We start from the raw sequence: 10,953 nt of genomic DNA, 5'->3' as shown, positions 1-10,953 counted from the left end.
GCTGCTCACGGTCCTCAATGCCATGATGCGAGACCGAAAGCCGTACCTGCAGACCAAACCAACATAACAGTTGCCGGGTCGCGCGGAGCCTGTCATCGGGCGGCGCTTCGCGCCGACCCGTTGGCTTGCCCGGGACGACGGCGAGTTTTGTGGCGCTAGATCCGCCGCCCCGCCCGCTCCCAATACGGATCGCGCAGCCGGCGCTTGAAGATTTTTCCGGAATCTTCACGCGGCAGGTTGGTCTGGATCTCGATGTGCTTGGGCACCTTGTAATCGGCGAGCGCAGTCTTCAGCTGGGCGCGGACGGAGGCGATGTCGAGCACGACGCCTGGCTGCGGCTCGACCACCGCCATCAGCGCCTCGCCGAACTCGGCATCCGGAATGCCGAACACCGCGCAATCGTGCACGCCGGGAACGGCATGCAGCACCGCCTCGATTTCGGCCGGATAGATGTTGACGCCACCCGAGATCACCATGTCGCGCTTGCGATCGCAGATGAAGACGTAGCCGTCGGCATCGATATAGCCGACGTCGCCCGAGGTGATGAATCCCTGCCGGTCGATCTCGGCGCGCTTCTCCGACTTGTTGTGATAGGTGAAATCGGGATTGCCCTTGATCCGCGAATAGATCTCGCCGATCTGCCCCTGCGGCACCTCCTTGCCGTCGTCGCCGACGAAGCGCAGCTCGGCACCGGGCGAGATCTTTCCGACCGTGCCGGGCTTCTTCAGCGCGTCCTCGGAATTGGCGAAGGTGACCGCGCCTGACTCGGTCGAGCCGTAGAACTCGTAGATCACCGGCCCCCACCATTCGATCATGGCGCGCTTGACATCGGGCGGACAGGGCGCGGCGGCATGGATGATGTGGCGCAGCGACGACATGTCGTACTTCCGGCGCACCTCCTCTGGCAGCTTCATCAGGCGGATGAACATCGTCGGCACCATGAAGATAGTATCGATTCGCTCGCGCGCGATCAGCTGCAGAAACTCCTCCGCGTCGAAGCGCGGCATCAGCACCAGCGCGCCGCCGAGCTTGCCCGAGCGCAAACCGAAGGAATTCGGCGCGGAATGGTAGAGCGGTCCCGGCAGGATCGCGCGTGCGCCGGGCTTCAGGCCGTAGATCATCGCGCGCATCGCTTCCGCATTGGCGGTTTGCTCCGGCGTCGGCGCGAAGCGGCGCACGCCCTTCGGATGGCCTGTCGTGCCCGAGGTGTAGATCATGTTCTGCGGCTGCGGCACCACCGGGCCGTCGTAGCGCGGGAATTGCGCGAGCCAGGCTTCGAAATCGATCGCGAAATCCGGTGTCGCCAGATGATCGGGATTGATCTTGTAGTTGGCGAGGATTTCCGGCGGCGTCGGCACGCCGAGCACGATGACACCGGGCGGGATCGCACCGCGCAGCGGATGCAGCATGTCGGCATGACCGATCAGGACGCGCGTGCCGGAATCCGTCAGCACATAGTTGATCTCCTCCGGCTTGAAGTGCCAGTTGATCGGCACACCATAGGCGCCGAGTCGCATCGCGGCATAGGCAGCCTCGATGAAGGCGATGTCGTTGCGCATCAGCATGCAGACGCTGTCGCCCGGCTTGACGCCGAGTTCGTTGAGGCCGCTGGCAATACGGTCGGCGCGCTCGGCCACTGCAGCGTGATCGCGCCGGCGACCGCCGCTGACGATGCCGAGGAAGGGCTGGGACGTTTCCATTGTCGTTGTCCGATCTTTCGTCGGGTTAAATGTCATTCCGGGGCGCGCAGAGCGCGAACCCGGAATCTCGAGATTCTCCGGTGCGCAATTGCGCACCATAGTTCGATGCTGCGCATCGCCCCGGAATGACTGCCGTGTCAGCCCGCATCCGCAAACCTTGGCGCGCGCTTCTCCAGATTGGCGCGCACGGATTCGGTCTGGTTCGGGCTGCCGAGCAATTTCTGCTGCTCGACGGATTCCGCGAGCAGCGCGGCCGCCGGATCGACCGACAGATTGTTGAGCATGCGCTTGGCGGCACGGATCGCATCCGGGCTCTTGCCGGCGATCTCGCGCGCGACCTCGAGCGCCGCGGCGCGCGGGTCGTCGCAGACGCGGGTGGCAAGGCCGTAACTTTGGGCCTCCTGCGCCGAGAAGATACGGCCGGTATAAGTGAGCTCGCGCAGGATGTCGTCGCGCACGAGGCTCGCGAGGATCGGCGTGCCCGCCATGTCGGGCACAAGGCCCCATTTGATCTCCATGATCGACATCCGCGCATCCTGCGAGAGGAAGCGCATGTCGGCGCCGAGCGCGAGCTGGAAGCCGCCGCCGAACGCGACGCCGTGGACCGCGGCGATCACCGGCACCGGAAGCTGGCGCCAGCCCCAGACCGCCTGCTGCGGGAAATTGGCCTTGCCGTGGGTGCGGATGGTGAGATCGCGCTTTTCGCCGCCCGGCACTCCGTTACCGCCGTCCTTCATGGCGGCGAAACGGCCCATGTCGAGCCCGGCGCAGAACGCCCGGCCCTCGCCGGACAGCACCACCACCCGAACGGCTTTTTCCCGGGAAAGCCGGTCGGTTGCGGCCACCAACGCCTCGAACATCGCGGCGTCGAGCGCGTTCATCTTGTCCGCCCGCACCAGGCGGACATCGGCGATACCGTCCGAAATCGATATCGAAACGCGATCTTCCATTGAAATCTCCTCCGCTGTTCCTTGTTGGCGCTTTACAGAAAGGCCGTTGTCCGCTTTTAGTCAATCGACCAATTAACTGACAACCCCCGTGGAGGAAACGATGTTCTCTGATCAGCTTCTTGCCGGGCGGCGCATACTGGTAACCGGTGGTGGCACAGGCCTCGGCAAGTCCATGGCCTCGCGGTTCCTGCAGCTCGGGGCCGAGGTGCATATCTGCGGCCGCCGCAAGAGCGTCTGCGATGAAACCGCAACCGAGCTGATGGCCGAGCATGGCGGGCGCGTGGTCAGCCACGGCGTCGATATCCGCAACGCCATGGCGGTCGACGAGATGATCGAGGCGATCTGGACCACCAGCGGTCCGCTCACCGATCTCATCAACAACGCCGCCGGCAATTTCATCTCGCGCTCGGAAGAATTGTCGCCGCGCGGCTTCGATGCGGTCGCCAACATCGTGATGCACGGCACCTTCTATGTGACGCACGCGGTGGGCCGGCGCTGGATCGCTGGCGGCCATCGCGGCAACGTGGTGTCGATCACCGTGACCTGGGTGCGCAACGGCTCGCCTTACGTGGTGCCGTCGGCGATGAGCAAGTCGGCGATCCACGCCATGACCATGTCGCTCGCCATCGAATGGGGCCGTCACGGCATCCGCCTCAACACCATCGCGCCCGGCGAGATCCCGACCGAGGGCATGAGCAAGCGCATCAAGCCCGGTGACGAGGCCGGCGCGCGGACCAAGGCGATGAACCCGATGGGCCGCGTCGGCACCATGGAGGAATTGCAGAACCTCGCCGTGTTCCTGATCTCCGGCGGCTGCGACTGGATCAACGGCGAGACCATCGCCATGGACGGCGCGCAGGCGCTCGCGATGGGCGGCAATTTCTACCAGCTGCGCGACTGGAGCGACGACGACTGGACCAAGGCGCGCGAGTCGATCAAGGCCCAGAACGAAAAGGACCGCGCGGCGCGGGGCTGAAGCCCGCGCTTGCTCCTCAATCACTACTGTCGTCCCTGCGAAAGCAGGGACCCATAACCACCGCTCAAAGCTACCGAGCACGCTGGGGCCACAGCGCACTCGACAACTCGATCCTGTGGTTATGGGTCCCGGGTCGCGCTTCGCTTGCCCGGGACGACGATGTGGATGGATCGTGGACGCCCCTCCGTATTGTCTTTGCTGCCGGATGCCGCCACACTCCGCGCAACCAAAACAAGACGTCACGGGGGAAACATGTCCGACGCGCCGAAGCTGACCAATCTTGCCGACATGGTGCGCGAGCGCGCCAAAAGCCGCGGCGCTGCGCTGGCCTATGAATTCGAGGGACGGCAAACCAGCTTCGCCGAGTTCGACATCAAGACCAACCGCGTCGCCAACGCGCTGATCGCGATGGGCGTCAAGAAGGGCGAGCGGATCGCCTATCTCGGCAAGAACAGCGACTTCTATTTCGAGCTGTTGATGGGGGCGATGAAGGCCGGCGTGGTGATGGCGCCGGTGAACTGGCGCCTGGCAGGCCCCGAGGTCGCCTTCATCGTCGACGACTGCAAGGCCCCCGTGCTGTTCGTCGGCCCCGAATTCGTCACGCAGGCGCGCAACATCCGCGACAAGCTGCCGAGCGTCCGCACCATTATCACGACCGAAGGCGGCGCGCCGGAATGGCCCGACTTTCTCGCCTGGCGCGATGCGCAGGGCGGCGACGACCCGCGCGTTGCGATCGAGCCAAAGGACATCGCAATCCAGCTCTACACCTCGGGCACGACGGGCAAGCCGAAAGGCGCGATGCTGTCGCACGCCAATTTCCTCAACCTCGTGCAGAGCGGCAACGAGGCCGAGAAGCCGGAATGGAACCGCTGGACCACCGACGACGTCTCGCTGGTCGCGATGCCGATCTTCCACATCGGCGGCTCCGGCTGGGGCGTGATGGGGCTCTATCACGGCGCCCGCGGCGTGATCGCGCGCGAGTTCGACCCGACCAAGGTGCTCGACTTCTTCGAGCAGTCCGGCATCACCAAGCTGTTCATGGTGCCGGCCGCGATGCAATTCGTGGTGCGGCAGCCGCGCGCGCGGCAGGTCGACTTCTCCCGCCTGAAATACATGCTTTATGGCGCCTCCCCGATTCCGGCGGCGCTGCTGAAGGAGTGCATCGAGGTCTTCAAATGCGGCTTCGTGCAGATGTACGGCATGACCGAGACCACCGGCACCATCGTCGCGCTGCCGCCGGAGGATCACATCGAGGGGCTCGATCGCATGCGCTCGGCCGGCAAGGCGTTGCCCGGCATCGAGCTCGCGATCCTCGATCCGGATGGCAAGCCGCTGCCGCCGGGCGAAGTCGGCGAGATCGCCACCCGCTCCGGCTCCAACATGGCCGGCTACTGGAATTTGCCCGAGGCCACCGCGCGCACGATCGACGGTGACGGCTGGCTGCGCACCGGCGACGCCGGCTACATGGACAAGGACGGCTATCTCTACATCCACGACCGCATCAAGGACATGATCATCTCCGGCGGCGAGAATATCTATCCGGCCGAGGTCGAGAGCGCGCTGTGCGACCATCCGGACGTGGCGGAAGCCGCCGTGATCGGCATTCCCGACGACAAATGGGGCGAGGCGGTGAAGGCGGTGGTGGTGATGAAGCCGGGAAAAACCGCGACCGCGACCGACATCATCAACTTCACGCGCGAACGGATCGCCGGCTACAAGACGCCGAAATCGGTCGACTTCATCCCGGCGCTGCCGCGCAACCCGTCGGGCAAGATTTTGCGGCGAAGCCTGCGTGAACCGTATTGGGCGGGCAAGGACCGGCAGGTGAACTAGCCCTCTCTGTCGTCCGGCCAAGCCAACGGGTCGGCGCGAAGCGCCGCCCGATGACAGGCTCCGCGCGAGCCGGGACCCATAACCACCGCTGTTCGTGGTGGTGCGATACTGGGGCCACATCCCTCTCCATCAACGGCCACTTGTGGTTATGGGTCCCTGCTTTCGCAGGGACGACGATGGAGCGAGACACGCATCACGCCTTCTTCATCTTCTCCCGCAAGATGCCCCAGCGCTCCTGCGCCTCCTCCGGCCAGACCTCTTTCCGATCGTAATACTCAGCGAACACTTTCGCGCCCGGCGGGAACGTCACCCAGGGCTGCTTCGACGACGTGAAGATGTGGACGTCCGGCGGACACTGGCTCGGATCATCCAGCGTGCCGACGCGGACGAAGCGCACCGCCGGTCCCGCGCCCGGGTAATTGCTCCACACCGCGACCTTGCAGATGGGGCAGCGCGCGATCTTCTGCCCCTTGCCGCTCGCCGACGGCGTGTCGACGATCTCGGGCTCGGCCGCGATGTGCGCGACCCGTTCGGCCTCGTACATCGCGTTGAGCGCATGCACGGTGCCGGTCTCGCGCTGGCACCAGGTGCAGTGGCAGGCGTGCACGATCAGCGGCCTGCCGGTCAGGCGGTAGCGGACGTTTCTGCAGGTGCATCCACCTTCCATGCTCATGCCGCCTCCTCTGCGTCAGTGCTTGCCGGCTCCCATGTAGCCGAACAGGAAGCCCGCCACCTTGCGCTTCTGGATCTCCTCGCTGCCTTCGGTGATGCGATAGCGGCGGTGATGGCGATAAATGTGCTCGAACGGCTTGTGGCGCGAATAGCCCATGCCGCCATGCACCTGCATCGCGCGGTCAGCGGCCTCGCAGCACAGACGGTTTGCCCAGAAATTGCACATCGAGACCCGGTCGGACAGCGTGTGCTCGACCTGCGCCTGGGTCAATTGATCCATCTCCCAGGCGGTCTTGCGGATCAACAGCCGCAGCATCTCGGCCTGGGTCGCGAGCTCGACCAGCGGCCACTGGATCGCCTGATTCTCGGCCAGCGCCTTGCCGAACGGCTTGCGCTCGCGGGCATATTTCACGCTCTCATTGATGCAGTAGACCGCAGCGCCGAGCGAGCTCGCCGCCTGGCGGATGCGGTTCTCGTGCACGAAGCATTGCGCCAGCGACAGTCCGCGGCCGACCTCGCCGAACTGCGCGTCCTCAGGCACGAACACATCGGTGAAGCTGACCCGCGGATGGTCGGTCGGCATGTTGAAGGTCCACATATACTCCTCGACCTTCACGCCCGCCGATTTCGCCGGCACCAGGAAGCAGGTGATGCCGCGGGCGTCGCCGTCGTTGCCGGAGGTGCGGGCAAACAGCGCGCAGTGGGTGGCGACATGCATGCCTGTCGTCCACATCTTCTCGCCGTTGATGATCCAGCCCTTGACGTTGTCACGCGTGGCCTGCACCGCCCTGGTCTCCATATGCGTGGCGTCGGAACCGTGCTCGGGCTCCGTCAAACCAAACGTGATGCGGTACTTGCCGGTGATCGAGCCGTCGATCATCGCCTTCTGCTCGTCGGTTCCGTAGCGGTCGAGCATGGTCACGATCGGCAGATTGCCGACGATCGAGTGCTCGTTCTGCAAATCGTTGTGCAGGCCGAGACCCTTTGAGGCAAAGTGTTCGCGGATGACGGCCATCCAGAGGTTGGAGCCGTCCTTGCCGCCGTAACGCTTCGGGATCGCGAAGCGCAGATGGCCGGCCGCATCGGCCAGGTTCTTGGCCTTGCGCAGCAGCAGCTCCCATTCATGGCGCGGCAGGCCGCCCTTGTCGAAGTCGGTGCGCGCCCATTCACGGCGATGGTCGAAGAAGCGGATGTTGTCATCAGCCTCTTCCAGCGGCTTGATCTCGCGTTCGATGAAGCGATCGAGCTCGGCGAGATAGGCTGTCAGGTCAGCCGGCAGATTGAAATCCAAGGCGGTCTCTCCCGGAAATATTGTTGATTCTGATTTTGCGTCTAGACGCTGTCGCGCATCCGCGTTCGGATCGATTAAGGTGAGAAGCCTGTCGCCAAGTCAAGCAGGTGAGCGAGGCTTGCGCGCGCGGTCGCCTTGCGTAATTGGATGGCACGGAACGCCGCGCAGGCGCTAGGATATGAGCAATATTCTTCGCCGCAGAAAATCGACGGGAGCAAACATGGATCTGAAATTCTCCAAGGTGACGCGCAGGGGTCCCATCACCATCGTGACGCTGTCGCGGCCCGAGGTTTACAACGCGCTGCATATCGACGCGCATTTCGAGCTCAACAAGGTGTTCGACGACTTCTCCGCCGATCCCGAGCAGTGGGTCGCGATCGTCACCGGCGCCGGCGACAAGGCGTTCTGCGCCGGCAATGACCTGAAATGGCAGGCCGCCGGCGGCAAGCGCGGCTGGGACAAGGGCGGCTTTGCCGGCCTCACCACCCGCTTCGACTGCGACAAGCCGATCATCGCCGCCGTCAACGGCGTCGCGATGGGCGGCGGGTTCGAGATCGCATTGGCCTGCGACCTGATCATCGCATCCGAGAATGCGACCTTCGCCCTGCCCGAGCCGCGCGTCGGCCTTGCCGCGCTTGCCGGCGGCCTGCACCGGCTGCCGCGCCAGATCGGGCTGAAGCGCGCCATGGGCATGATCCTGACCGCGCGCCATGTCAGCGCCAAGGAAGGCCTCGAACTCGGCTTCGTCAACGAGGTGGTGCCGCAGGGCGAGGCGCTGGCAGCCGCCGAGCGCTGGGCCGAGACCATCACCAAGAACTCGCCGATGTCGATCCGCGCCTCCAAGCAGGCGATCCAGAAGGGCCTCGAAGTCTCGCTCGAGCAGGCGCTGGCGGAGCAGCGCGAGTATCCGGCGGTGAAGGCGATGGCCGCCTCACAGGATTACATCGAGGGACCGAAGGCGTTTTCGGAGAAGCGCCCGCCGAAGTGGCTGGGGCGGTAAAGACTTCGTCCACACCTCAATGGCGGGGGAGTGAGCGCATGCCTGTCTCCCCTCGTCGTCCCGGCGAAGGCCGGGACCCATTACCATCTATGTGAATTGTGGATGAAAGGCTGTAGCCCCAGCATCGCACCACAAGTGAGATTTGGGGTTATGGGTCCCGGCCCCCGTGCGCAATTGCGCACTAGGCCGGGACGACGGCGAGGTTGTTGAAGCGCAGCGAAACCCATCAGCGCTTGCCGCGCGTCCCGATGGGTTTCGCTTCGCTCTAGCCATCCTATTTTCCGAGTTCCCGCTTGTAGGATGCGTAGTTCGGCTGGTCGACGGCGAGCTTGTCCAGCGTGGTCTGCCACAGATGCTCCGATAGTCCTGGCGTTTTCAGATCGACCTCGCCACCTGCGATCTTCTCCGACAGCGCGCGGTTCAGCTCCATCAGCGTTCCGTCGGCGCCCAGCAATTGCTTCAGCCGCGCGGCCTCGGTCGCATCGCCGGCCTCGGCGAGCGCGAGCTGGCGTGTCACCAGATCGAGCGCGTTGATACCGACGCGCAGCTTGAAGCCGTTGTGCCCCTTGATCGCAGGCGCGATCTCGCCGCGCAGGAAATCGGCGACGGCCTTGATCAGTTCGGTGGGTGTCGGTTCGTCCTGCATCTCAACGACCTCTCGGTGCGAGTAGCCTAAGCAGATCAATCTCGGTCTCCGACGCGCGCCGCCCGATCATCGCGCGCTCCATCGAGTGGTCCGGGCCACTTCGGAAGCGCTGCATCATGCCGCAGCACATCACGCCCCAGCGCAGCGTGCCCATCACTTCCCAGAACATCACGCGGTCGGGGTCGGCCTTGCGGCCGGCTTCTGCATAGCCTGCGAACAGATCTTCGCGTGTGCCGAAGCCGCCGACCGGCTTGTCGATCTCGCCGAAGCGCCAGGAGTTGACGCAGATCCAGCCGAGATCCTCCATGGGATCGCCGGTATGCGCGAGCTCCCAGTCGAGCACCGCGCGCACCCCGTCGGGGCCGATGATCAGGTTGCCGTGGCGGAAATCGCCGTGCACCAGCGTCACCTCGGACGACGGACCGGGATCGTGATCGCGCAGCCAGCGCAGCGCCAGCTCGAACACCGGCCGCGGCCAGTTGAAGCTGTGATACTCGCGGGCGAGATCCTCGATCTCCTTGGTCGCCGTCAGGCCGCGCAGCTTGGGCAATTTCGCCTGCGGCAGGCCATGGATGCCGGCGATGACGCGGCCGAGCTGGCGCGCGAGGATCGGCCGCGCGCCGGCGAATTCCTCGTCGCGCAAAATTTTCCGCGCGATGGTCTCGCCTTCGACCCGCGCCATGATAAAGCCGCGGCCAAGGCCGTCCTCCGGCCTCAAGACATGCATCACCTTCGGCGACGGCAGGCCCGCGTCATGCGCGAGCTGCATCAGCGTCGCCTCGGCATCGAGGCCGGCGGCGCGGCCCGGCGCGGCACCGTAGCCCGGCGGCGCGCGGCGCAGGATCGCGCCGACATTGCCGTTCGGGTGCACGATGTCGAACGTCCAGGTCTCCTGGCTGGCGCCGCCGGAGAGCTTTGCGGCGCCGGTGACGCCGGTTGCGCCTGGATGAAACGAGGCGACGCAGCGGGTGAGCTCGGTCTCGATCATTTGCCCTTGAACTTCGCCGGCCGCTTCTCGAGGAATGCGGTGACACCTTCCTTGAAATCCTCGGCACTACCTGCAAGGCGCTGCGACTCGAATTCCAGATTGAGCTGATCCTCGAGGGTATTTTCCGGGCTGTCCCAATAGAGCTTTCGGATCAGCGACAACGCCACCGTCGGGCCGTTGGCGAGATCGTGCGCGAGCTTCATGGTTTCTTCCATCAGCGAGGCGTCGTCATAGACGCGGTTGACGAGACCCCACTCCAGCGCCTTCTCGGCCGGCAGCCGCTCGCCGAGCAGCGACAGCTCGACCGAGCGCGCCTTGCCGATCAGCCGCGGCAACAGCCAGGTCGAGCCGCAATCCGGCACGAGACCGATGCGGCGGAATGCCTGCAGGAAATAGGACGAGCGCGCGCACAGAATGAGATCGCCCATCAGGGCGAAGCTCATGCCGGCGCCGGCGGCCGGCCCGTTCACCGCCGTCACGATCGGACAGTGCAGCTTACGCAATCGGCGCAGGAACGGATGGAACGCGGTCTCCAGCGCCGCGCCGGCATTGCTCTTGCCGGGCTTCTGCTGGTTGCGGCCCTGCAGATTGGCGCCGGTGCAGAAGGCGCGGCCCGCGCCCGTGATCACCAGGCAGCGCACCTCGTCACGCTTGTCGTCGATCGCATCGAGCGCCTCGGCAAGCCCGCCCAGCATGTCGATCGAGACCGCGTTCATGACTTCCTGGTGGTCGAGCTTGAGGATCGCGACCGATCCGTCGAAGTCGAGCGTGACGTGCTTGAACTGCATGGTTTCCTCTTCACCTTGTTTCGGCGGTTGGTACCGCGGTAGGTCGATGCTTCGACCCATATTTGATTTTTGTGCCGGGCTTGTCCATGGTCGGCGGCAAGCCCATCCG

At 64.9% G+C, this 10,953-nt stretch carries 10 protein-coding genes; 3 read left to right on the top strand and 7 right to left on the bottom strand.

What is annotated here, in order from left to right; translation table 11 throughout:
* Positions 1 to 155 precede the first annotated feature (155 nt).
* Positions 156 to 1,700 carry an acyl-CoA synthetase gene (locus PMN64_RS16970; RefSeq protein ID WP_411781438.1) on the bottom strand — a complete coding sequence of 515 codons (1,545 nt, stop codon included), beginning with the start codon at positions 1,698 to 1,700 and terminating at the stop codon, positions 156 to 158.
* 137 nt (positions 1,701 to 1,837) lie between these two features.
* On the bottom strand, positions 1,838 to 2,650 hold the full coding sequence (locus PMN64_RS16965; protein WP_028338738.1) for a crotonase/enoyl-CoA hydratase family protein: 813 nt from the start codon (positions 2,648 to 2,650) through the stop codon (positions 1,838 to 1,840).
* 100 nt (positions 2,651 to 2,750) lie between these two features.
* Between PMN64_RS16965 and PMN64_RS16960 the strand changes: the two genes are divergently transcribed.
* Together PMN64_RS16960 and PMN64_RS16955 are read left to right on the top strand one after the other, a co-directional pair.
* Positions 2,751 to 3,626: an SDR family oxidoreductase gene (locus PMN64_RS16960; protein ID WP_018270548.1), complete on the top strand. Its 876-nt coding sequence runs from the start codon at positions 2,751 to 2,753 to the stop codon at positions 3,624 to 3,626.
* A gap of 252 nt (positions 3,627 to 3,878) precedes the next feature.
* Positions 3,879 to 5,459 (top strand): fatty acid--CoA ligase, encoded by a 1,581-nt coding sequence (locus tag PMN64_RS16955; RefSeq protein WP_028338739.1) that lies wholly within the window; start codon positions 3,879 to 3,881, stop codon positions 5,457 to 5,459.
* Positions 5,460 to 5,652: 193 nt separating this feature from the next.
* Here the strand turns inward: PMN64_RS16955 and PMN64_RS16950 are convergent, their stop codons facing one another.
* Both PMN64_RS16950 and PMN64_RS16945 read right to left on the bottom strand, forming a co-directional pair.
* On the bottom strand, positions 5,653 to 6,132 hold the full coding sequence (locus PMN64_RS16950) for a GFA family protein (RefSeq protein ID WP_028338740.1): 480 nt from the start codon (positions 6,130 to 6,132) through the stop codon (positions 5,653 to 5,655).
* A 15-nt stretch (positions 6,133 to 6,147) separates the two neighbouring features.
* Positions 6,148 to 7,422 (bottom strand): acyl-CoA dehydrogenase family protein, encoded by a 1,275-nt coding sequence (locus PMN64_RS16945; RefSeq protein WP_028338741.1) that lies wholly within the window; start codon positions 7,420 to 7,422, stop codon positions 6,148 to 6,150.
* Between the two features lie 220 nt (positions 7,423 to 7,642).
* Here PMN64_RS16945 and PMN64_RS16940 point away from each other — a divergent pair, with 220 nt between their 5' ends.
* Positions 7,643 to 8,422 (top strand): enoyl-CoA hydratase-related protein, encoded by a 780-nt coding sequence (locus PMN64_RS16940; protein ID WP_411781437.1) that lies wholly within the window; start codon positions 7,643 to 7,645, stop codon positions 8,420 to 8,422.
* Between the two features lie 274 nt (positions 8,423 to 8,696).
* Here the strand turns inward: PMN64_RS16940 and PMN64_RS16935 are convergent, their stop codons facing one another.
* Genes PMN64_RS16935 through PMN64_RS16925 form a run of 3 tightly spaced genes read right to left on the bottom strand, consistent with a single transcriptional unit; the run spans position 8,697 to position 10,844 of the window.
* Entirely contained in the window at positions 8,697 to 9,068 is a 372-nt protein-coding gene (locus PMN64_RS16935) for a DUF6285 domain-containing protein (protein ID WP_028338743.1), read from the bottom strand.
* A 1-nt stretch (position 9,069) separates the two neighbouring features.
* Positions 9,070 to 10,056 carry a phosphotransferase family protein gene (locus PMN64_RS16930; protein WP_028338744.1) on the bottom strand — a complete coding sequence of 329 codons (987 nt, stop codon included), beginning with the start codon at positions 10,054 to 10,056 and terminating at the stop codon, positions 9,070 to 9,072.
* Positions 10,053 to 10,844 (bottom strand): enoyl-CoA hydratase/isomerase, encoded by a 792-nt coding sequence (locus PMN64_RS16925; protein WP_028338745.1) that lies wholly within the window; start codon positions 10,842 to 10,844, stop codon positions 10,053 to 10,055. The genes PMN64_RS16930 and PMN64_RS16925 overlap by 4 nt, the downstream gene beginning before the upstream one ends.
* Positions 10,845 to 10,953 lie beyond the last annotated feature (109 nt).

This window comes from Bradyrhizobium sp. UFLA01-814, assembly GCF_046718885.1.
GTDB lineage: Bacteria > Pseudomonadota > Alphaproteobacteria > Rhizobiales > Xanthobacteraceae > Bradyrhizobium > Bradyrhizobium elkanii.
The sequence above is the reverse complement of the archived record's forward strand: the minus strand, read 5'-3'. Positions and strand labels throughout refer to the sequence as shown.